The following is a 22533-nucleotide window of genomic DNA, read 5'->3' on the forward strand; positions in this document are numbered from 1 at the left end:
GATTTGTGTTTATGGAAGATTTTTACAACCATATTTACCAAAAGCAACGCGAAGTACAAGACATGCCTAGCAATAAACGAATTGCGGCATGGGCAACGAGTTTGCTGCATCTTTTGTTCCCTGACCGTAGTTCGGCAAGCTTGAAAGATGTGGATGCGGTGCGGGCGGCTTTTGCCGCTTCCGAGAAAGTATTATTGGAACTGCTCGTGAAAACGAAGGCTTGTTCCGATTGTGATAATACACGTATTTCACATCTATTCTATCAAGATCTACCAGGCGTATACCACGTGATGTTGACCGATGCACAAGCGATTATGGAAGGGGATCCTGCAGCGCAGAGTCTGCGGGAAGTGATTCGTACGTATCCGGGGTTTACAGCAATCTGTATTTATCGTATAGCCAATCAGTTATGGCGTTCTGGCATTCCTTTGATACCACGTATTTTAACGGAGTATGCACATTCCAAAACTGGGATTGATATCCATCCCGGTGCGTCCATCGGTGACCATTTACATATTGATCATGGAACGGGACTGGTTATTGGCGAGACCTGTATTATTGGTAACCACGTGAAACTGTATCAGGGGGTGACCTTGGGGGCTTTAAGTGTCGCCAAGAATATGGCCAATACACAGCGTCATCCTATCATTGAAGATCATGTTATCATCTATGCGGGCGCCACTATATTAGGGGGAGAAACGATCATTGGCCATCATTCCGTAATCGGTGGTAACGTTTGGTTGACGGCTAGTATTGAGCCGTATACAACGGTGTATCATCAGCCTAATTCAAAATTTATTGACTCTAAACCTGTTGTCTAATGGGAAATATAATACAAACTATCGGTAATACACCACTGGTGGAAATTCGTTCCTTTCATACCAATCCGAAAGTGAAGATTTATGCGAAGATGGAAGGAAATAATCCGGCTGGATCTGTGAAAGATAGAGCCGCATTGAACATGATTCGTTCTGCGATGGAACGCGGAGAAATCGATAAAGACACAAAGCTTATTGAGGCGACTTCGGGTAATACAGGGATTGCTTTAGCGATGATTGCGTGTATGTATGGACTTTCGTTAGAGCTTGTTATGCCCATTACCTCCACACGGGAGCGAACACTTACCATGGAAGCGTATGGTGCAAAGGTGACTCTTTTGGAAACCATGGAGATCTGTCGTGATTATGCGGAGGAAAAGGGAGCAAGTGGGGATTATTTTATTCTAAATCAATTTGCTAACCCAGATAACTATAAAGCGCATATCAAAAGTACAGGGCCGGAAATCTGGCGTGATACAGAAGGCCAGATAACGCACTTTGTGAGCGCTATGGGAACAACAGGTACCATTATGGGATGTTCTATGTATTTGAAAGAACAGAATCCAAATATACAAATTGTGGGATGCCAGCCGACGGAGGAGGCCTCGATTCCAGGAATTCGTCGATGGCCACAAGAATATCTGCCGAAAATATTTAATCCTACGCATGTAGATCGTGTTATCGATATCTCTCAGCAAGATGCGACAGCGAAGGCTCGGGCTTTGGTGCGTCAGGAAGGTGTGTTTGCAGGAATGAGTACAGGAGGCGCATTTCATGCAGCCTTGCAAGTCGCGAATGAAATAGAAGAAGGGGTAATTGTCTTTATAGCCTGCGATCGTGGAGATCGTTATTTGAGCTCCGATCTTTTTGGGTAAAAATGGATATTCAAAAGCGGTTCGACCGAATTTTAAATATATACATGCTGTTACAGGCAAAGCCCTTGGTTCGGGCGCAAGACCTGGCGGTTCGGTTTGAGGTAAGTTTACGGACGATCTACCGAGATATCCAAGCGCTTCAAGGTGCTGGTGTTCCCATTTATGGAGAAACCGGCATTGGCTATGCGTTGGTGCAAGGCTATAAAATTCCGCCCACGAGTTTTACGCGAGAAGAGGCATTGAGTTTTGCAGCAGCAGAAAAACTGATTGCCAATTACTTTGACAAAGATTTGTATCTGCACTTCTCGACCGCGATGAATAAGATGAAATCTATCTTACGCACAGCGGATAAGGAAGATATAGCAACCGTTGAAGAAAAGGTTTTTTTAAAACCGAAAGAACATGTCTTCAATCAAAAGGTACCAGCTGCGCTTTCCATTTTACTAAAAAGTATTGCACAAAAGGTACAAGTTGTCGTAGATTACCAGAAATCAGGATCTGCTACCGTGGATGAACGTAACCTTGAGCCTATTGGCTTGTTTCATGAGCATGGCTTTTGGTATCTTATGGCCTATTGTTTATTGCGAAATGACTATCGCCAGTTTAGGTTAGATCGCATTCAAGAGATTAAGCTGATCGCCAACCAACGCTTTACAAAACAGCATGAAGAGCTGGCTTATTATTTGAAGAAAGATAACGATCCAGAGGCTACTGTTAGAGTCGTAATTCAGGTATCGAAGAAATTTGCTGCCTATATGCAGTGGGACAGAAACTACTATGGTTTTGTAGGGGAACGGGAGATGGAGGATTATATAGAGATGACGTTTCAATGCCGCGAGGTATTACATGGTTTCGCGCGTTGGGTACTGATGTTTGGCGATCAGACGACGATTGTAGAGCCGGAGTTTTTGCGGGATCGGGTGCGGGAGCTGTTGCAAGCGCAGTTGGCGCGGGTGCAGTAGCGGGGGCAAGAAAAGGCGCGAGCTAAAAGCCTGCCTACCGCAGGCAGGCTTTTAGCTCGCGCCCTCGAAGAGATGTGACTGCGGTCCCTCAGAAAGCCGCTTTCGGAAGGCTAAACCGCAGAAAAATATCAAGGTGAAACAGAGGCCGGCTCGTGCCAGCGACAATCTTTTTACTATAGCGTTCTTTCCCAGAAGAAAGGCGGTTCAATAGCTAGAGCACGCAGGTACGTGTACCCTTGCGCACGGTGATGAACTTCGTTATCAACGAAATACAACAAGTTTTGATAGATTGGGAAATTATACTCCCCAAAAAGATTGTGGTCTTCATGGAAGCGTTCCACGGGAATCTGATTGTATAACGCAGTGATTTTTGGAGTTGATTCATCCCAAGCGTTGAGTAATGCTTCTTTCGTATCTAACTTTAGGTCGTGATTATATGCATCCGTTTTTCCATTTACAATGCCATCCAAACCAGGGACCGCAATAGATAATAATTCTTTAACCATATCGGCAAAAGAGCGCATATTGCCGATCGCAAATGTAAACAACTCCTTCTCCGGGAATTTTTCGATAACGCGACGAGTAAGGGCGCGGTGTCCTTGCCAATGTATTAATAACTCTTCCTTACTGATGATTGTGCTGTTGTTCATGATTTATTTTTTTTAAATGTCTTTTTCTTTGTTAAATCAAAGGTAAGACGTGGTAATGACAGCAGTATGTCAGTAGTGTTATTGATTATCGCGACTCCAGATTTCAAAGATGGGATCTCCTTTGGAACTAAGTCCACTATGATGCCATTGGTTTGCTTCGATTTTGCCCTCGAATGAAAGGTCAGCTCCAACACGAGAATTGTCTCGTGAGAAATATAGAATATGTTCCGTGTATTTTCCATCCGTAAAAACATAGGTACCTCCACCGGTGCCGTAGAAACCTTTTACTGCGGGGTTGATGGCAATCCATTGAAAATATCCATCCACTAAAAGCTTTATTGTTTTACGATCTCCGCGTGTTATGGTCGATAATTCGTTGCCCTGTTTACGCCCGGTAATACGCCATAAGCCATCTAAATCCTGTGCTTTTGCTGGCTGTCGGTTATATTGCATATTGTTGCTCCGTAGGTGCTGATTCTGTACCTGTACTGGCATATCTATCGTAGAGCCTATCTGCTCGGGGTTGGCGTCATTGTATTCCACAGAAACGTGTATGGTCTTCCCATCGTATGTGAAAGGTCCGCCTGTGGTGCTGATGTACCGGTTGTTCTCAAAATTAATAGCAGAAAAATAATCATCAACAAACAACCAGAGTACATTCTTGTTATCTATAGTATGAAGAAATGCACCGCGTAAAGTCGATTTATTTTGTGCTACCAATGTATGTACTCCGATAGTACAGATAATCAAAATAAGAAGTGTTTTTTTCATAATATTTATATTAGCATTCGTTATTAACTGATTTGAAAATCAAATAAATATACATAAAATGTATGCTTGTTAGGAACTTTTGGATAGAAACCAGCCAATTTGTAGACCGTACAAGTATCTTTGTTCAGTAAGAAGGCTTTAACAGGTTATAGTTTTTATATGCACATTGTACGACTCCTTATTTATTCTTTATTTCTATTGACCGGACTTTTGTTGTGTTCTGATTTAAAAGCGCAAAGTGTTTATTTTGCCTCTTCCTTAGACACTAACTTTTTACCCCTCGATACCCTTTCGTATCGAAAATTAAACCAGTACAAACCGAAAGAAATTGCGTTAGAGGAATTTCAAGATCCGGAGGATGTAAAGCGGGAAAAAAAGTTTTGGCGTGCAGGAACAGAGTGGTTTCTGGCACAGGCCTTTCCGGCACTGTTCAATCGATTTATCACCAAAGATCCATACTCCTATATTACCTTCAAGAACTTTATTGATCATCAACGTTTTTCGGCTTGGGATTGGGATGATAACCAATTTACAACCAATCACTTGGATCACCCCTACCACGGACAATTATATTTTAATGCTTTTAGAAGTAATGGCTATAATTTTTACCAGTCCAGCATCGCAACATTTGCGGGAAGTTACATTTGGGAAACTGCAGGGGAGACGCAAGCACCATCCATTAACGATTTAGTTAATACCACCTATGGCGGTATTTTGTTAGGTGAAATTACCCATCGTATTTCGCGTAACATTCTAGGACGTGGGCATCGGAACCCCGGTTCTCGTGTCTCGAATGAGATTGGTGCTTTTTTTATCAACCCAGTGAATGGCTTAAACCGTTTGTTGGATGGGAAGTGGGGAAAGGCAGATCCGTATAATGCAATCGATTCCTCTTCCATATGGACCGAAGTGAATATTGGGGTGCGTCGTTTTGATGCGCGTGAAGGAGATATCATACACCGTGGAAAGAATGGATCATACGCACGCTTACAGCTCTGGTACAGCAATGGCCCACAAGATATCAAACGTCCTTTTGATCAATTTTATGTGAATTTGGAGTTTGGAAAAGGAGATAGTACATTTATTAACGCGGTGAATGTACACGCACTTCTTTATGGGAATGAATTCTTTAGTACCAAAAAAGGACGGCACTACGGTATATTGAGTGCAAGTTATGATTTCTATAATAACGATGCCTTTTTCTATGGCGCACAAAGTTTAAGTTACAGCTGGAATTCGACCTTTAGTTATAAAAAGGAGAATAAGTTGAATATGAGTCTCGCAGTAGGAGCGTTACTGCTTGCAGCCGTTCCGGATCCTTATTTGTTGTATGGTGCCAGTCGAAATTATAATTATGGATCAGGCGCCAGCTACCGTTACCGTGCGGAGTTAAGTGTGCTGCGTAGGCTTCGACTCATGGGGGATTATAATGGTTCAATTTTTTACACCATCAGTGGAAATGATTCCTATTACATTTTGCATGCTGGTAGTTTTGAAGCAAACTTACGGGTGTATAAAGACTTCTCTATAAAACTGAGCTCAGGTTATTTTGCCCTCGAAGGACATTTCAAAGATGATAAGTACCCCGATTTTAATCGTAAATTTCCATCGGGGCATATATCAATAGGCTATAACGCTAGATTCTAAAAAGTAAATCTCTTTTTCCCAACCACTAAGGAAGGTATTGGAGATGATCCATTTCCTTACCAAAAATATCCACTTGTTTGATAACAGCAAAGCCCATATTCAGGTATAGTTTTTTTGCCGATGGATTTTCTTTATCCACCAATAAGCCTAGCGTTTCGCCTTGTTGTTCGACGAAGGTTTCGATAGCATATTGAAGTAATTTCTTGCCAATGCCTTTCCCTTGTGCTTCTGGCAAAACAGCAATGGTGTCGATGTATATCTCACCTTCTTGCGTTTCATTCTCTAAAGGAAGGACACGATTATATTTCTCTTTGATATAGTCAAATATTGGTTTGCGAAGTGCCTCTAGTTGGCCCCCCGGATACAAACACAGCTGACCCAAAATCTGTCCTTCTTCCTCGGCGACGATAATATGTTGGTAACTATACTGATTGTTGGGGAGGGAAACAAAATGTGTCAGGAGGGAATTAGCCTCCTCTTTATCGAAATTATCGATAAAATAATATATTATATCTTCCATGGCCAGCAGCATAATGGGCGCTATGGCTTTTGCATCAGATGCTTTCGCAGGTCTACATGTTATCATGGGCCAAAGTTAAGCAATAAAAAAATCATCGCATAAATAGAAAGTAGTCTTTCCATCTGTGCGATGATTTAATATGTTAGGGTATTCAAACCTCCACAAAGGAGGAAGAAAACTATTTATCTAATTTTTCGAATTCTACGAAGTCGATATCTTTGCTTTCCAATTTGATGTTCTCTTTCAAGAAATCAAATACTTTAAGCGCTTTAGCCTCTTCAAACAAACGGTTTGCTTGTTCTCTATCTTGAAGCAATTGCATAGCAAATTGATTTAATTGCTCGTCTGTAGGCTCATCATTGATGTTGTACATCTTGATTTGTGCATAGATACGTTCTTTTGCTAAATTAACAACCTCATCGTATTTCACTTCTAAGCTGTTCGCTGTAACGATACGGTTTTCAATGATCGTCCATTTCAAGTTGCTTAAGAAATCTGCAAATCCTTCTTCCAATTCTTCGTCTGTGATGTTCGGGTTAGTTGCTTTTAACCATCTTTTCAAGAACTCTTCTGGGAATTTAACATCAACTTTCTCCATACCGAAAGTATAAAGATCATTGCGTAACTTTTGATCTGCATTTTGTTTGAACAAGCTTTCTACTTCTTCTTTTACTTTTGCAGTAAACTCTTCCTCAGTCGTAACTTCACCAGCAGGGAATAATTTATCAAAAAATTCTTGATCTAAATCAGACTCTTCCAAACGGTTGATGTTTTTTACCGTAAGTTCGAATTTAGTGACATCTAAAGCTTCTGCTTCATCTTCTGTAATACCAAGAATGCGCGCTAAGTCAGCAACTTTGAATGCTTTTTTAACATCGATCTTCGCTACATCATCTTTCTTTAATCCTGCTAGAGATTTTTTGATTTTTGCATCTTCGATAATATCTGTACGTACAGATGTTGTCTTTTCGATACCTTCTTCTTTTTCTTGTTTCAATGTCGCGTATAATACATCTCCCTCAGCAGAAACTTCAGGATTTGTCATTTTACCGTAGCTACGACGTAAGTTCTTGATACGTTCAGCTAAAGTAGCGTCATCCGCTTTGATTTCGTATGCGGTGAACGAAGTCTCTTTAGAGAAAGGAATTTCAAACGCAGGAGCGATACCAATTTCGTAATTGAAAGAGAATGTATCGTTGAAATCCCATTTATATTTTTCGTCTGTATCACTGTCCAATGGAAGTGGCTGACCTAATACTTCTAGTTTGTTTTCACCAATATATTCAGAGATCTTATCGTTAACGACTCTATTGATTTCATCAAACAAGATAGCTTTACCGTATGTGCGTCTGATGTGACCTACAGGTACCATTCCTGGGCGGAATCCTGGTAATTTTGCTTTTTTAGCTTGGTCTTTAATCGCTTTATCTACCGAAGGGTTGTAGTCTTCTGGTGTTAGTTCAACTGTGATGTTCGCATTGACATCGTCAAGTTTTTGGTGTGAAATATTCATACTCTCTTATAGCTTTTACGCATTACAAAAAAAATCCTCCCGAGTTTCTTAAGTTCGGGAGGACATCAAGTGCGGAAGAAGGGACTCGAACCCCCACGCCTTGCGGCGCCAGATCCTAAGTCTGGTGCGGCTACCAATTACGCCACTTCCGCAGTTATTAGGACTTTTATTGTGGCACAAAGATAGGAACGGAATCCATATCCTGCAAGTCTTTTTTGCTTTTTTTTTGATAAAAATACCACATCTACACCTAAAGTGTTTAAAATCAAATAATTTATTTTTTTTTATTGTTTTTATGTTTTCTGTTTTGTTACTTTGAATTTCAAAGTGCTTTGTATGGATCAACAAGATTTAATAAAGGAAATAGGCCATATTCGCTCCATGATGGAGAAATCATCGAAATTTATTTCGATCTCGGGCCTTTCTGGCGTATTGATAGGTATGTATGCTTTAATAGGTGCCTTTCTGGCTTATATTAAAGTATTCGGCTTTCGCAGTACCTTCGATTACAGAGATCACTATGTGACTGACGATGGTGTGGTGGGCTACTTGGTGGTGGTGGCGGTGGCGGTATTGCTTGCCTCTTTGATTACGGGGGTAGTCATGGCGAAGCGCAAAGCCAGTAAAATAAAACAGTCGGTATGGAATGTAACCAGCAGAGCCATGCTCAAGGCTGTTTCGGTCCCTCTCATGGCTGGTGGTCTTTTTGCTCTTTTATTGATTTGGAAAGGCTATTACGAATTAATCGCTTCCACGTTGTTGATTTTTTACGGGCTAGCATTATCAGCGGGGAGTGTATTCACCTTTAAGGAAGTACGCTGGTTAGGTGTTTTGGAAGTTTGTTTAGGCCTTGCCGCTTTACTTTTTCCAGGTTATGGTTTATGGTTTTGGGTGTGTGGGTTCGGCCTGCTACACATTATCTATGGATTTATTGTTTACAAAAAATACGAATAAGCAGTGGGGTTGGATCTGAAGTTATATAATAAGGTTTTTGAAAATCGCATTCGTCTTCAGGTGATGAGTGTGCTGTTAGCCAATGATGCGTATGACTTTAGTTCGCTAAAAGACCTTCTGGAGCTGACCGATGGTAACCTTGCTTCAAATCTTAAAACACTCGAAAAAGAAGGGTACATTACCGTCGAAAAAAGCTTTGTCGATAGGAAACCTAATACCCGTTATAAGAAAACAGATAAAGGACAAAAAGCTTTTGAAGAGCATCTGCAAGCACTGGAAAATTTAATAAAACAACAGTACAAATAATTTTTTTACCCCATAACTTTGAAATCCAAAGTACTTTTAAAAATAATATAAATGTTTTAGTCATGGAAAATTCAAATCAAAAACAACCTGAGGTTTACGACAGTCCGGCGCCATCTTTCTTTGAGCGTCTCTTTAACTCCATTCTTTTTAAGTTTGGCGTCATGCTCATTTTAGTCTTATTTCTGCTTATCCCTATGGAGTGGATTAACGACCTTATTCGCGAACGAAGAGATCGGGAGCGTAGTGTAAGTAATGAAATCGCGAGCAAATGGGGAGGTCCGCAAGTTATTTCTGGACCGATCATAGGTATTCCCTATACCTACCAATATTCGGTCAAAGTGACGGATGATAAAGGGAAACCAAAAATGGAGACCTATAAAGAGAAGAATTATATCTTCCTTGCAGCAAAAAAAATGAAAGTATCCTCTGATGTGGAACCTGAATATTTGAAACGGGGGATTTACCAAAGTGTGGTCTATAAGGCTGCCATAACAGTGGACGGTGAATTTGATGAAATCGATTTGTCTAAAGTTGCGGTTGATCCGGCAAGTTTGCATTGGGATGAAGCCAAGCTATTTTTTGGACTCAGCGATTTGAAGGGGATGACAGCAGTTCCGAAATTAGATTGGAAAGGTACAACGCGTGACTTACAGATGCATACGGAGCCGATTTCTTTGTTTGAACGCACGATGTCAGCAGATATCGGTCTATCCGAAAAATCTACAAAAGGTACATTTAGAATGAAACTTGATTTACGAGGTTCACGTACTTTAACAGTTTTTCCTACGGCGGACGAAACCATGGTGACGGTGGGCGGCGCATGGAACGATCCTAGTTTCAATGGTGGTTTTTTGCCTGCTACACGAGAAATATCGCAGGGTAAGTTCCGTGCAGCGTGGCAGGTGCCCAGCTTTAGCCGTAAGTTTCCGAAGCAGTGGGTCGGTTTATCAAAGGAGCTGTATATGTTGACAGATTATGACGGTGAAAACATAGGGTATGACCAAACAATGCCAGCTGTGACTGCGGCTCCCGAGAACGGATCTTCGGCACAGGTCTCTACAGAACAAGATATGGTTCAAGTGAATTTTTTAGAAGCAGTGAATAACTATCAGAAGACAACTCGGGTAGCAAAATATGGAGCATTGGTTATTTTGTTGACCTTTACCGCTTTGTTCTTTACCGAGATCTTAAAAAAGAAAAAGATCCACTTTATTCAGTACGTACTTATTGGTTGTGCAATGGTTCTCTTTTATTCGCTCTTGTTGGCTATTGGAGAGCATCTTGGTTTTGATTGGAGTTATCTGTTATCTGCTGTGGCGACAATCGGGCTTATTACTTCGTTTATCTTTGGCATCACCAAAGATCGTAAGATATGCATGGCTTTTAGTGGCGTGCTGGCCTTGTTCTATGCTTTTGTGTATTTCTTGATGCAACTGCAGGACTACGCCCTTATTGTCGGCTCTATTGGCGTATTTGTTATACTGGCGGTGTTGATGCGCGTTTCTACCCGGATCAATTGGTATCAGTTTGATCGCAAAAGCTAAATTTGAGATGTGTTTATAAGAACAACCGTTTATGTACATCCTGATTTTTTATTTGAAAGCATATTGGACTGTCTGGAAGATCGTATGGACTCGTCGATTTCGCTAAAGAGATAAGATTTATTAACTTGCACGGTGAAAAAAAGCGTATAATATATGAATAAGGTTTCTGTTCTGGCAGTTGCTATTTTGTTGGCGTCGACCACATTTGCACAACGAGCTCCTGAGAAAAAAATTGATAAATCATTGATAACAGATAAAATGCAGCATCTAGGCAAAGATTTGATGACACCAGAAAAGTTGTGGGAAATAGGTCGTGTCTCCGCGGAAGGGTTATCGGCTGATGGTAAGTATGTTGTATATGGTGTTTCGCAATATAGCTTTGGTGAAAACAAATCCGAAAAGAACCTCTTTGTAGCTCCGGTAGCGGGGGGCGCTGCGGTGCAGTTTACGGAAGGTCAAGGGGGAGAGTCGGTTGTAGAAATAACCGCCGATGGACAAGTTATCTACTTGTATAAAGGGCAGCTTTGGCAAAAACCTTTACAGGGAGGAACGGCTAGACAGCTTACCAATATGGAGGGAGGATTAGAAAATGTGAAGTTATCGCCAGATAAAAAACACATCTTATTCAGTCGAAGTGTACTGATTCAAAAGAATCATAGTGTTGATAAGTATAGCGATTTAACGAAGTCCAATATTTATATATATGATGATCTGGACTATCGCCATTGGGATTCTTTTAATGATGGACGGTTTAGCCATCCTTTTGTCGCAAGTTATGAAAATGGTACAATTGGTGAACCGCTCGATATATTGAAAGATAAGCCGTTCTATAGTCCACAAGCGCCGTTTGGCGGAGCGGATGACTTTGCATGGTCTCCTGACAGTAAGGCGGTACTGTATGTTTGTAAGAAGAAAGTGGGAAAAGAGTATGCGCAAAGTACCAATACGGATATCTATCGCTATGACCTGGCCAATGGTACCACCACCAACTTGACGGAGGGTATGAACGGGTATGATACAGCGCCGACATACAGCCCCGATGGGCAACGACTTTCCTGGTTGAGTATGAAGACGGATGGATATGAAGCGGATAAAGTAGATATCGTTGTCTTTGATAAAGTTAGCTCACAACGCTTAAATCTTACAGGACATTGGGATGGAACTGTAAATAGTTTTATTTGGAGCAAGGATAATAGAAGATTATACTTCACGGCACCTGTAAAAGGTACGGTTCAGCTTTTCGAGGTGGAGGTACCGGTGAACTTTAAGAACAGGGCCTTGCCGAAATTAAGACAAATTAGTGAGGGACAATTTGATATTAGTGGTATTGTAGGCGAGACGAATGGTGGACTTGTGGTGACCTCAACAACCATGACGCGAGCTACGGAGTTGTATTTGTATGACTTGAAAAAGAATACCCGTACCGCTATTACAACGGTAAACGATAAGATATACAACAGCCTGGCAGAGACAAAGGTAGAAGGTCGCTACACGAAAGCATCCGATGGTCAAGATTTATTTTCATGGGTTATTTACCCACCGGACTTTGATCCGACGAAGAAGTATCCAACGCTTTTGTTTTGTCAAGGTGGACCTCAATCTGCGACAACGCTAGGTTATTCGTTTCGTTGGAATTTCCAATTGATGGCTTCACAGGGCTATATTGTAATTTTGCCGAACAGAAGAGGTATGCCGGGGTGGGGAACAAAATGGAATGAAGATATCTCGAAAGATTGGGGAGGGCAGGCGATTCGCGATTACTTGTCTGCTATTGATGACTTTTCGAAGGAGTCTTACGTTGATAAATCGCGTGTAGGCGCTATTGGTGCTAGTTATGGTGGTTATTCCGTGTTTATGCTGGCGGGTGTGCATGAAAACCGCTTTAAGACTTTCATCTCTCACTGTGGTTTGTTCGATATGACTTCGTGGTACGGAACGACGGAGGAATTGTTTTTTGCGAATCATGATCTTGGTGGACCATATTGGGATAAAGCAAATGCGAAGACATACAACGAATTTAATCCGATCAAGCATGTTGATAAATGGAATACACCAATTATGATTATGCAAGGTGGAAAAGATTATCGGGTGCCTATCGGACAGGGCTTGGAAGCTTTTCAGGCGGCACAGCTCAAAAATATTAAAAGTCGGTTGGTGTATATGCCAGATGAGAACCACTGGGTTTTGTCGGGACACAACGCGCAGGTGTGGCAACGTGAATTCTTTGGCTGGTTAAAAGAAACGTTATAGTTTAGCCATGGATGCTTAGAAAAGGCCCGTCATTTATTTAATGGTGGGCCTTTTTGTTTGATTAATGTGACGTTGTAACGCGTTGATTTTTAAAAGCTTTTTTGTATATTGTGGAAAGGCGGACTCTGAAAGAGTTGTGGATAAAGCTTTATTAACTAGATGTAAGCTTGTAGAGATACGTGGAAAAAACCATTCATTTAACCATACATCGTGATCGTGAATTACTGCAGCGTTTAAAAAACGGAGATTCGGACGCATTTCGGGTGCTCTACGATCTCCATAAAGAAAAATTAACAGCTAATGTCCTGCGGTTAGTGAAGTCTGAAGATCTGGCACAGGATATTTTGCAGGAGTTATTTACTAAAATGTGGACAGAGCGCCATCGGATTGATATAGATAAACCGCTGCAAAATTATCTTTTTCGGATTTCTAAAAACTTAATTATCGATACATTCCGAAGATCTTCGCGGGATAAAACTCTTTTTTCGGCACTGACGTCTTTTGCGACGGAAAACTACGTACATGTTGAGGAGGATTTATTTCGCAAGGAGGAACAAGAGCTGCTTCAAGGGTTGATTGCGCAGCTGCCACCCAAGCGGAGAGAGATCTTTGTGGCTGCAAAGTTGGAAGGTAAAAGTTATCAGGAGATTGCAACCGAACGTAATATCTCTATCGATACCGTGAATGACCATATCAAGAAAGCGTATGCTTTCTTTCGCAAGCTGTCGAACAAGCGAACATTTTTACTGCTTGTGTTGTATATGCAGTACCGCGTTTTTGGTGGATTTTAACACCGTTTCTTCCTTATAAGTTAAAAGCATAAACTTTTTTCATTTCTGAACCACTGGATTTTTTTTTCACGACGTATTTAGTATTAAATGGTACGCCGTGAAAGATGTGAATAAGTTTGATCGTGTATTGAAACGATATCTCGCCAACCAATACAATACTGAGGATGTTCTTTTTTTACAACAGTATTTTTTGGAGGGTGATGCTTCTATTGTAGCGGATAGAGTCAGTAAGATTCTTGATCAGGAATGTGTGGGGCTACAAGAGGCCGATAACATGATTGCCGCAGAGCGTGTTGTTCGGAAGTTGGATCAGTATATCGCAGGTTTTACCTATGTGCCTGAAAACAAGTTTCATCTTCGACCCTGGTTAAAAGTAGCTACCATAGCACTTGTTAGTTTTGCCTTAGGGCTCACGGCGTATCTTTTTTTGTTTAGACCTATCGGTGGTGGTGACTTCCTTGCTCTTGAAGAGAAGGCAGATATCTTATCGATCGATGAAGCTATTGATGTTGTGGCGCCGGAGACGCATGCTTATATGCGTATTGTTGGAGGCGAAGTGCTTCACACATTTGGTCAAGGGGAGGAAGTGTTTTTCGACGCTAATGGGAATCTGTTGGCCAATAAACAAAACAGTCTACCGATAAAACAAGGGGTTGAAGTGGAATTTGTCGCGCCGCGAGGGGCTCTCTTGAAAATGAAATTGCCAGACGGTTCTGCGGTCACTCTCAATGCGGAGTCCCGGTTGGTTTATAATACCAACTTTTCTGCTGGTAACAGGAGCGTCTTGCTCGAAGGAGAAGCGTTCTTTGAGGTGTCAAAACGACGTCGTGCCGGGGCAGGTGAATTGGAAAAGTTTACCGTTGTAACCGATAAACAGCTTGTTGAAGTGCATGGTACACGATTTAATGTCAAGGCTTATCGTGGTGAAAAAAACACTAAAACGGCGTTGCTGGAGGGACTGGTGGACGTGGTAACTCCAACAGGACGCTATCCTTTACAACCTGGAAAGCAAAGCGCTAATAATGGTAGACGGATCTCCGTCGCCTCATTTGATGATGGCGATGTATTAGGCTGGACAAATAATGATTTTGTATTTAGTAACCATTCATTGGAAGAAGTAATGCAACAGATACAGCGTTGGTATAATATCGAATACTCCTTTAGTAATGATGAATGTAAAACAATAAAAATTGGTGGTAGTGTAAGCCGCAATCAAGACTTGTACACTGTTTTGAAGGCACTAGCCGCAACGGGGGCGGTACAGCTTAGCTATAAAGATAGATTTGTTAAAATCTACGCCAAGTAACTTTTAAAACCATATAAATTATGAAGTATTTTCAAGCGTGTAAACGGCGACTCACCAGTCGTTTGTTGTTGTGTCGTTTCTTTATTAGATATACCTGTGTACTGGTGTTTTTCTTTCTCGGTACCGGCCTCATGTATAGTACGGTGCATGGACAAAATGTTAATATCAAACTAACCAATGTTCCCTTAGGCGAGTTTTTGAATCAGCTAAAGAAGCAAACAGGTTATGATTTTATTTATGAGCAACAGCTTGTTGCTCGAGCTGGCACCGTAAGCGTCGCGTTGAATGGAGCAACATTTGACCAGGCCATGTCCTCGGTGCTGGGAACAAAAAATCTGAAATACGAACTGCATGGACAGATTGCAACTATTAAAGACGGACGCCCTCCTGTTACGGCGACACGCACTTCAGCCATGCAGGAGCTTGTACATGGAGTCGTGTTAGATACGCACGGTCATGCACTGGCTGGTGCAAGTGTATTCAATGAAAAGTCAGGCCGAGCGGTATTGGCCGATGCAGCAGGTAAATTTACGTTGGCCGCTGAGCAAGGGGATGCATTGGTCTTTACTTATATCGGACATCGCGCGCAGCGCGTGATTGTGGAGGAAAATAAAATGATTCGCGTTGCACTCGAAGCGTTGGTAGAACAGATTGAGGAAGTGGTATTGGTGAATACAGGATATCAAACTATTAGTAAGGAGCGTAGCGCTGGATCTTTTGCCAAGCCTGCCGATGAGGTATTTGCCGATCGTACAGGAACATTAAATATCTTACAACGATTGGATGGTTTGATTCCCGGACTAACGATTAATAATGCGCCAGGGTCGGGACAAACCTTCTCTATCCGTGGATTATCTACCTTAGGTATAGATGGAGCAGGAACGAGCCGAGATCCATTGTATGTGGTGGATGGTATCCCCATCGATGACATCGCTTCCATCAACCCTAATGATGTGGCCGATATTTCGGTGTTGAAAGATGCGACAGCATCTTCTATTTGGGGAGCACGAGCCGCAAATGGTGTCATCGTGATCAGTACCAAGCGCGGTAAAAGAGACGAGAAAATAAAACTCAACTATAGTAGTTTCATGAATGTTTTTGGAAAACCCGATTTGAAATATATTCCAACGATGAACAGTCGGCAGTTTATACAAACCGCACGTGAGATTTTTGATCCCTTAGGGTTTCCGTATGAAGCAGAGTCTGCTTATACAAATTTAGCCGGACAAGGCATACCATTGCATCAACAAATCCTATATGATATGGACCGGGGAGTGATGTCAGAAACGTTTGGGAATCACTTGCTGGATAGCTTGGGCGGTATGAATAATCGAAATCAAATTCGTGATTTATTTTATCGTAACGCTTATTTAATGAACCACACACTTTCTTTATCTGGAGGTGGTTCTAAATACGCATTTTATAGTTCGATGTCCTACAACGATAATAAGACGCCATTGCCTGGTGAAAAGGATCAAGGATTTAAGATAAATATCCGGCAAGATATGAATTTCAATAACTGGTTGTCAGCCTATTTGATAACTGATGTTACCCGACATGATCGTGCCGTAAAGCGAAGTCAGATTGTAGATAATAGATTTTACCCGTATCAAATGTTTCAGGACGAACAAAGAAATCCGCTTTCTGTTCCCTATGTCGGTTATTTAAGTGAAGAGGTACGACGGGAGATGGAAGATCTCTCCCAGATAAATTTAGATTTCGTCCCCTTACTCGAACGTGATTATGGATATACTAAAAGCAATGGGATGTCAAATCGGTTTACCGGTGGCTTGAGCGTTCGGATCCTTGAGGGGCTACGCGCCGAAGGTACATACGGTTATATCCGTAGCAACAATAAACTAGAGAGCTTTGACGAGGAGAATAGTTATTTAGTGCGCAGTGAGATTGTGCAGTTCACGACGCTGGATGCCAATGGGCAGCCGGTCTACCATCTTCCTACGCAAGGAGGTCGCTATCGTACAGGAAATACGATGCAAGAAAATTGGACGGTTCGTCATCACCTAAGTTACGATAAAGGATGGGATGAGGGAAGGCATTTATTGACGGCGCTATTCGGGCATGAAGCGCAACGTCAGTTTGGAACGAATACACAAACCTTAGTCCGGGGATATAATGAAAATTTACAGACCTATCAACCTATTGATGAGTACGGTTTACGCGTTAATGGACTTCCGGGGGTTATTATGCCAAACAGTTTATGGCAAAGTTATTTACTGACACAGCCTTTTCAAAAGAGGGAAACTGAAGTACGATTTCAGTCATACTTTGCGAATATAGGCTATTCCTTTTTACAACGATACGATCTGAATGCTAGTTGGCGTATTGATAAGAGTAATCTCTTTGGTATGGATAAATCGTCACAGAATAAACCGACTTGGAGTGTTGGTGTAAAATGGGATGCTTCGAGTGAGGCGTTTCTACAGCCTGTAAGTTGGGTGAACGACCTTGCTTTGCGGGTCACTTACGGTATTACCGGAAACGCACCAACACCAGGAACCGCCTCTTCCTATGATGTCCTTTCAGCAGACCGGAGTCCGTTTATACCAGATGGTAGAGGGCTACAGATCGCGACAGCTGCTAATCCAAAACTTGTCTGGGAACGTACGGAGAATATTAATGTGGGGATTGATTTTGGTATTCTTGACCGTCGATTAACGGGTGCACTTGATTATTATAAAAGAAATACAGACGATTTGTTGGGACAATATACGGTGAATGGTTTTACCGGTTACAATACTATTGTTGGAAATTTCGGGAGCATGACAAACCAAGGTATAGAGCTGAGTTTGATGAGTCGAAATATTCGGAAGACCGACTTTAGATGGAATACAAACTTTGTATTCGCTTACAACAAAAATAAAATCACGCAGTTAAACAATCCGACTCAAATGACAACGGCTGCGCAGAAGGTTGGATCCCGTTATTTTACAGGATATTCAGCGTTCTCCGTATTTGCGTATGAGTTCGCTGGGTTGGATAATCTAGGCGATCCACAAGTACGCTTGCAGGATGGAACGGTAACAAAAAATAGAAATGTTGCCGAGATGGGGGATATACGCTATGCTGGAACATATCAGCCTATATGGAGTGGAGGTCTGACAAACTCTTTTTACTATAAGGATTTTGGTTTGTCCGCTAATATCGTTTACAATCTAGGGCATGTGATGCGACGCGATGTGGATTATAGTTACTATTATATGGGCGGATCTCAATTTACATCGGGGAACTTTAATCCTCGGTTTTTAAATCGCTGGAGAACGGCCGGTGATGAGCTTCATACGAATATCCCAGGATACGTAGTTGGTGGGATGCAGGCCATAGAACAGCGAGAGATGGACTATTATGATCGAGGTGATATCAATGTATTGAAGGCTTCATTTATTAAATTTCGAGATATTACGTTAACCTATAATTTGCCACAGGTAATCAGAGAAAGGCTTCGCGTGGAAGCTGCGTCTTTTAAATTGCAAGTATCTAATATCATGTTGTGGCGTGCCAATTCTGACGGTATTGACCCTGAATTTCATGATGCATTTACAGGTATGCGCGTGCCGTCAAGTCTATTCACCTCTAGTAATTATTTTTTTAGACCCGGCAACATCAGCTTGGGCTTAAATGTCAGTTTTTAAATAAAGAACCATGTTTAAACTAAATATAAAGCATACTATTATCCTCTTGATCTTCGCTGTATGGGGATGTAAAGAAGATTTCTTAGAAGTTACTCCAAAGGGTAGATTGATTGCTACAACCGTAGAAGACTATAGCCGTTTACTCACCAATAGAAAACTTATTGTAATAAACACAGATGCCCAGATTCCAATGGGGGATGAACTGACGGCTATAGAGACCTATTTTCGGAATGCAGCGCTTCGTACCCAACGTTTGTTTAGATGGGATCCTGTGATTTATGATCAGGATATTGATGCGGTCGAGATGAATGAACCCATGGCTAATATTTACCTCTATAATAAAGTTATTAATGAGGTGATGGAGGCAACTGGAGGGTCTGATAGCGAGAAGAGGTGGATTATGGCACAGGCTAAAGCTGGACGCGCCTGGACGTATTTTCTCATGATCAATTATTACGGGCTCCCTTATGCGGAAGCGACGGCTGCAAACAATCCCGGTTTTCCTATTGTACGGGTGGCCAATGTGATGGAAGATACGTTTGAACGAAATAGTGTGAAGGAGGTATATGAGTTTATCGTACAAGATCTCCTCGAGGCTATTCCAGATCTTATGCCAGAAATTAATGATCGGGTCCGACCGTCTAGATCTTTTGCGGAGGGACTGCTGGGTAAAGTCTACATGTATATGGGATGTTATCAAGATGCACTACCCTTGCTACAGTCGGCTATCCATGGACTATCGCAGACAACAATTCCTGCCGCGCTCTATGATTACAATGAGACGTTTGCGCCAGGCGGGTCAATGGATGGTGGAGGAATGTTTGGTCCGCCGTATCCAACGACGATCAATTTACATGAAAATATATTTTCTAAGCAAGCAGCCAATGATTGGACGTTTGGGCGGTATGAGTTGGTGATCTCCGAAGCTACAGTAGCCTTGTATGATTCGGTAGACTTTCGTTTAAATTTTTATGACAAGGGGCCGCTGTGGTCTCCGGATGAATATCCTAATGGAATGCTGCGAAGAGTTGGGCCGGGAGTGGCACAAATGGGAATGATGGTTTCTGACCTGTATTTACTACAAGCCGAAACAAAAGCAAGGTTAAACGATCTGCTGGGGGCGACGGAAGATTTGGTCCATTTCCGGAAACATCGCCTACCACCGGGGCATGAAGCGATTGCCCCTGTTATAACAAATAATCGCATAGCCTTGATAACCTATATACTGGAAGAAAGGATACGAGAGTTTGCTTTGCAAGGAGATCGTTGGTTTGACATGCGTCGATTATCGGTGGATGAAGAGTTTAAACACACGGTTGGATATACGCATAATGTCGTAAATGATGATGGGGAGGTGATGCAAACGTATGAATTAAAACCTGAACGGTTGGTGTTGCGGTTTACGGAAAAATTGATGCGTCAGAATCCGGGGATGGTGAATAATCCATAAGAATTTAAAAAATGAAATAAAAAGAGGAAATCATGAATGTACAGAAAAAGATTATGCTGCTCCTTATGGCAGTAGTTATGTGCTGCTCTACGGTGGTCGCACAAAAGGCCTTTCTGATGGAGGGGACAGTTCCGATCAGTATCCGTCAAGTGCTCATTGGGTACGATGGGTTGCAACGACAGGTTTATGATACGGTAGCGACCGTAGGTGGTAAGATTTACTACCAAGGGGCGGCCGAATTACCTGTTAAAGTGATGGTGTTGGATATCAGTGATCCTAATAATGATTTTCCGGACGTAATCAGTACGTTTTATGTAGATCAAGAGAAAGTTATGGTATCGCCGAAGAGCGATGGTGTGGGGATTTATGTGTATGCGGGAGCAACACAAGCAGAGTTTGAAACGCTACAGGAAAAAATTGACAGCATAAAGCATATATGGCAGACCACAATCATGCCTAAATATGATTTAGAAGATCGAGCGCAGGTAAACGTGGCTTTGGATGAGTTTGCGCCGCACCGAGAGCAGATTCCGGGTTTAGAAAATGCTTTTATTGCGGCGCACCCGCGCTCGTATGCTTCGTTGGACATATTGAGCCGACAAAGTCATCTGTCTGATGATGCGCAAAGCCTTCTACGGGTATGGGAAGGGTTGGATGACCGATTAAAGCATTCGAAAGAAGGGGAAGAGGTATATCGCCGATTGCTGGCGCGTCGCAAGTTAGACCGCGGTGTCAAGATGGATAGTGTCGCCTTAAAAAGTGTATCAGATAAGGAAATCGACCTGAAAACCCTGCGAGGTAAATATGTGTTGGTGGATTTCTGGGCTTCCTGGTGCGGCCCTTGTCGCGGGGAGAACCCTAATCTAATAGCCGCTTATGAGGAATTGCCACGCGATAAGTTTGAAATCTATGCTATCTCCTTAGATACCAATAAGGAAGAGTGGAAAAATGCTATAAAAGAGGATGGTCTACCTTGGATTCATGTCAGTGATTTGGTCGGTATGAAAAAAGGGGGAATAGCTTTCCGTTACGGCATAAATGCGATTCCGCAGAATGTGCTGCTGGATCCCAATGGTATTATTGTCGGTAAAGATCTGCGGGGTGAGCGCATTGCTGAAACAATACGCGAAATTATGGCTAAAGTCGAAAAATAAAGTACAAGTGAAACAATAGTAGGGGAGACCCTACTATTTTGTATTCAAGTTGGTCATCGTAAGTTCAATGCCGATATTGATGAAACTTTGAATCATCTTTACGGCATGGTCTACGAGTGCTGGTAACTCTTTCTGTTCATCTTTATCGAAAGGTCCCAATACGTAGTCTACCTGTCTGCCTTTGGGATAATTATCGCCAATGCCAAAACGAAGACGTGGATAGTTCTGTCCTCCACATGTTGCCTCAATCGACCGAAGTCCGTTATGGCCAGCGGCAGAGCCTTTAGGCTTAATGCGTAAGGAACCAAACGGGATTGCCAGGTCGTCAACGACAACGAGTACATTTTCGATAGGAACTTTTAATTGCTGCATCCAGTAGTTTACAGCCTTCCCACTTAAGTTCATAAACGTGGTAGGCTTTATCATGTAAACATTCCTTCCGCGTTGTTTAAACTCGCTATAATAGGCTAGTTTTAGAAGAGACCATGAGCTTCCTACTTGGTTTGCGACTTCATCGACCACCATAAAGCCAATATTATGGCGTGTGTCTTCGTATTCTTTCCCGATGTTCCCTAGTCCAACAATTAAATAATTCATGGCGCAAAAATAAGAAGTAAAATGTAATTATAAAAAACGAAAAAAGGCACCGATATATCGGTGCCTTTAAAGATACTGTGGGGTATCAAATTATTTTTTACCACCTTTAGCTGCTTTCGCTGCTTCTTGCTCTGCTTGACGTAAAGCACGAGACATGATTACAGATACGATTGTATCGTCCGAGTTGTTAAGAACTGCGGCATTCTCTAAAGCTACTTGTGCTACGCGGAAAGATTTACCAACTTCTAAAGACTCCATAGGAACAGCAATCTCTTGAGGAAGGTTGTTTGGAAGAGCTTTAACACGAAGTTTACGTAATTTCTGAACTAGTTTACCCCCCATTTTAACACCTGGAGAAGTACCTGTCAATTTAACAGGGATGTTTACAGAAACTTCCTTGTCATCAAATAACTCTAAAAAGTCAACGTGAGTAACTACGTCTGTCAATGGGTGGAATTGTGCTTCTTGAACGATAGCTCTTGTTTTTTTACCATCGATGTCTAATTCTACGAATATAACATCAGCCGTATAAAGAACTGGTTTCAAATCAGCTGCGGATACAGAAAAGTGGGTTTGCTCTTTACCACCATAAAGAACTGCAGGAATGTTTCCTTCGTAACGCAATTCTTTTGCATCTCTTTTCCCTACGCTCTGTCTAACAGAACCGCTAATAGCAATTGATTTCATCTTTAATTAATTAAAATTTTGAGGTGCAAAGATAATGTTAAGTTTTTGATATTGGAAATTTTAACATAAAAAAAGAGCCTTAATTAAG

19 protein-coding genes and 1 tRNA gene are annotated in these 22533 nt (G+C 41.8%); 13 read left to right on the top strand and 7 right to left on the bottom strand.

Annotated features, from left to right (window positions below):
* The first annotated feature begins 11 nt into the window (after positions 1-11).
* The 3 genes from E2P86_RS04640 to E2P86_RS04650 are packed head-to-tail and all read left to right on the top strand — an operon-like array spanning position 12 to position 2655.
* Positions 12-821 (top strand): serine O-acetyltransferase, encoded by an 810-nt coding sequence (locus tag E2P86_RS04640; RefSeq protein WP_134431140.1) that lies wholly within the window; start codon positions 12-14, stop codon positions 819-821.
* Positions 821-1693 carry a cysteine synthase CysM gene (gene cysM / locus E2P86_RS04645; RefSeq protein ID WP_085473736.1) on the top strand — a complete coding sequence of 291 codons (873 nt, stop codon included), beginning with the start codon at positions 821-823 and terminating at the stop codon, positions 1691-1693. The genes E2P86_RS04640 and cysM overlap by 1 nt, the downstream gene beginning before the upstream one ends.
* Positions 1694-1737: 44 nt before the next feature.
* Positions 1738-2655, top strand: coding sequence for a helix-turn-helix transcriptional regulator (locus E2P86_RS04650; RefSeq protein WP_206367991.1), 918 nt, complete (start codon positions 1738-1740; stop codon positions 2653-2655).
* A gap of 173 nt (positions 2656-2828) precedes the next feature.
* On the opposite strand, the gene E2P86_RS04655 is transcribed toward E2P86_RS04650, so the two are convergent.
* Positions 2829-3305: a DinB family protein gene (locus tag E2P86_RS04655; RefSeq protein ID WP_085473738.1), complete on the bottom strand. Its 477-nt coding sequence runs from the start codon at positions 3303-3305 to the stop codon at positions 2829-2831.
* A gap of 78 nt (positions 3306-3383) precedes the next feature.
* A complete protein-coding gene (locus E2P86_RS04660; protein ID WP_085473739.1) occupies positions 3384-4076 on the bottom strand; it encodes a hypothetical protein in 693 nt (230 codons plus the stop codon).
* A 159-nt stretch (positions 4077-4235) separates the two neighbouring features.
* On the opposite strand from E2P86_RS04660, the gene E2P86_RS04665 reads away from it, so the two are divergent.
* Complete coding sequence (locus E2P86_RS04665; protein WP_134431146.1) at positions 4236-5723, top strand: DUF3943 domain-containing protein; 1488 nt, start codon at positions 4236-4238, stop codon at positions 5721-5723.
* A 25-nt stretch (positions 5724-5748) separates the two neighbouring features.
* Here E2P86_RS04665 and E2P86_RS04670 read toward each other — a convergent pair whose 3' ends face one another.
* From E2P86_RS04670 to E2P86_RS04680, 3 genes are all read right to left on the bottom strand, one after another.
* Complete coding sequence (locus E2P86_RS04670; RefSeq protein ID WP_134431149.1) at positions 5749-6309, bottom strand: GNAT family N-acetyltransferase; 561 nt, start codon at positions 6307-6309, stop codon at positions 5749-5751.
* A gap of 112 nt (positions 6310-6421) precedes the next feature.
* On the bottom strand, positions 6422-7756 hold the full coding sequence (locus E2P86_RS04675) for a trigger factor (RefSeq protein WP_085473741.1): 1335 nt from the start codon (positions 7754-7756) through the stop codon (positions 6422-6424).
* Positions 7757-7826: 70 nt separating this feature from the next.
* A tRNA-Leu gene (locus tag E2P86_RS04680) sits at positions 7827-7908 on the bottom strand.
* A gap of 184 nt (positions 7909-8092) precedes the next feature.
* Here E2P86_RS04680 and E2P86_RS04685 point away from each other — a divergent pair.
* The 9 genes from E2P86_RS04685 to E2P86_RS04725 all read left to right on the top strand — a co-directional run bounded on the left by E2P86_RS04685 (position 8093) and on the right by E2P86_RS04725 (position 21161).
* A complete protein-coding gene (locus E2P86_RS04685) occupies positions 8093-8710 on the top strand; it encodes a hypothetical protein (RefSeq protein ID WP_085473742.1) in 618 nt (205 codons plus the stop codon).
* Between the two features lie 9 nt (positions 8711-8719).
* The gene (locus E2P86_RS04690; RefSeq protein ID WP_394346506.1) at positions 8720-9016 is read left to right on the top strand and encodes a winged helix-turn-helix domain-containing protein; all 297 of its coding nucleotides are present in this window, start codon (positions 8720-8722) and stop codon (positions 9014-9016) included.
* Between the two features lie 62 nt (positions 9017-9078).
* Complete coding sequence (creD, locus tag E2P86_RS04695; RefSeq protein ID WP_134431155.1) at positions 9079-10560, top strand: cell envelope integrity protein CreD; 1482 nt, start codon at positions 9079-9081, stop codon at positions 10558-10560.
* Between the two features lie 153 nt (positions 10561-10713).
* Positions 10714-12810, top strand: a complete 2097-nt coding sequence (locus E2P86_RS04700; RefSeq protein WP_134431158.1) for a S9 family peptidase — start codon at positions 10714-10716, stop codon at positions 12808-12810.
* A 179-nt stretch (positions 12811-12989) separates the two neighbouring features.
* Positions 12990-13601 (top strand): RNA polymerase sigma factor, encoded by a 612-nt coding sequence (locus E2P86_RS04705; RefSeq protein ID WP_085473746.1) that lies wholly within the window; start codon positions 12990-12992, stop codon positions 13599-13601.
* A gap of 97 nt (positions 13602-13698) precedes the next feature.
* A complete protein-coding gene (locus E2P86_RS04710) occupies positions 13699-14907 on the top strand; it encodes a FecR family protein (RefSeq protein ID WP_134431162.1) in 1209 nt (402 codons plus the stop codon).
* Between the two features lie 20 nt (positions 14908-14927).
* On the top strand, positions 14928-18557 hold the full coding sequence (locus E2P86_RS04715; RefSeq protein WP_134431165.1) for a SusC/RagA family TonB-linked outer membrane protein: 3630 nt from the start codon (positions 14928-14930) through the stop codon (positions 18555-18557).
* A gap of 10 nt (positions 18558-18567) precedes the next feature.
* Positions 18568-20007 (top strand): RagB/SusD family nutrient uptake outer membrane protein, encoded by a 1440-nt coding sequence (locus E2P86_RS04720; protein ID WP_134431168.1) that lies wholly within the window; start codon positions 18568-18570, stop codon positions 20005-20007.
* 32 nt (positions 20008-20039) lie between these two features.
* Positions 20040-21161, top strand: a complete 1122-nt coding sequence (locus E2P86_RS04725; RefSeq protein WP_134431170.1) for a TlpA family protein disulfide reductase — start codon at positions 20040-20042, stop codon at positions 21159-21161.
* A gap of 33 nt (positions 21162-21194) precedes the next feature.
* On the opposite strand, the gene pth is transcribed toward E2P86_RS04725, so the two are convergent.
* Complete coding sequence (pth, locus tag E2P86_RS04730; RefSeq protein WP_085473751.1) at positions 21195-21758, bottom strand: aminoacyl-tRNA hydrolase; 564 nt, start codon at positions 21756-21758, stop codon at positions 21195-21197.
* A gap of 90 nt (positions 21759-21848) precedes the next feature.
* Positions 21849-22445, bottom strand: a complete 597-nt coding sequence (locus tag E2P86_RS04735; protein WP_085473752.1) for a 50S ribosomal protein L25/general stress protein Ctc — start codon at positions 22443-22445, stop codon at positions 21849-21851.
* Positions 22446-22533: the final 88 nt, after the last annotated feature.

This window comes from Sphingobacterium psychroaquaticum (assembly GCF_004421025.1).
In the GTDB taxonomy this organism is placed as follows: domain Bacteria; phylum Bacteroidota; class Bacteroidia; order Sphingobacteriales; family Sphingobacteriaceae; genus Sphingobacterium; species Sphingobacterium psychroaquaticum.